1 protein-coding gene is annotated in these 1,115 nt (G+C 68.6%); it reads left to right on the forward strand.

From position 1 onward, the window contains the following. The coding region (locus tag WKW80_RS37250; protein WP_340368569.1) for a hemagglutinin repeat-containing protein at positions 1-1,115 on the forward strand (1,115 nt) is incomplete at both ends.

Here is a 1,115-nt window from a genome sequence, read left to right on the forward strand (position 1 = left end):
ACCGCCGAGCATGCCAGCAGCCAGGCGAACAACAAGAGCGGCTTCATCGGCTCCTGGTGGTCCCCCGGCATGGGCCACATCAAGGACTTCAGCGCCCAGACCAGCAGCGGCACCACCCAGCAGGCCAGCCAGGTCGCCAGCCTCACGGGCGACGTGACCTTGGTGGCCGGCAACGACTACCGCCAGACCGCCAGCAGCGTGGTGGCCATGGGCCAGGCCGGCCCGCTGGTGGGCGGGGACGTGAACATCCTGGCGAAGAACGTCACCCTCAACGAGGCCTACAACACCGGGCAGAGCTTCGGCGTGACCCGCGGCGACAGCACCAAGCTGGGCGGCAGCGCCAGCTTCATGGGCATCAGCACCGACATGATCGGCAACGGCCGGAGCACGCTGCAGGCGATGGACGCCACCCAAGGCGACAGCCGCATGCAGGCGCTGGGTGCGGCCAACCTGGCGATGAGCGGCAAGACGGCGTATGACGCCGTCAGCGCCCTGGGCAGCGGTAACCTCAACTACGGCGTGAGCGTCAGCCTGAGCCGCAATACGTCCAGCAGCAACAGCGTGGGCGCCAGCAGCACGGCCGTGGGCTCCAGCGTGGTGGGCGCCAACAACGTCAACATCGTGGCCACCGGCGGGGGCGCGGACTCCAACCTCCAGGCCATCGGCTCCACCATCGCCGCGGGCAGGACGGTCAACCTGGCGGCCGACAACAACGTGACGCTGGAGGCCAGCAAGAACACCAGCACATCGGCGGGCACCAACTCCAGCCATGGGGAGAGTGTCGGTGTCACCTTCGGCGTGGGGGCGCAGAACGGGTTCAGCATCCAGCTGGGGGTGACCCAGGGCAAGGGGCGGGACAACCAGGACGACGTCAACTACAACAACACCCAGGTCAGCGGTGGCCAGGGCGTCAACATCGCCTCGGGCGGCGACCTCACGCTCAAGGGGGCGGTGGTGGAGGCCAACCGGGTCACGGCCGACGTGGGCGGCAACCTGAACATCGAGAGCCTGCAGGACACGAGCATCGGCCAGAGCCGGCAGTCCAGCAGCGGGCTGAACCTGAGCGTGTGCATCCCGCCGATCTGCTACGGGGCGGTGGTGACGGCCAGCGGGAG

The organism is Variovorax humicola, from assembly GCF_037889915.1.
GTDB lineage: Bacteria > Pseudomonadota > Gammaproteobacteria > Burkholderiales > Burkholderiaceae_C > Variovorax > Variovorax humicola.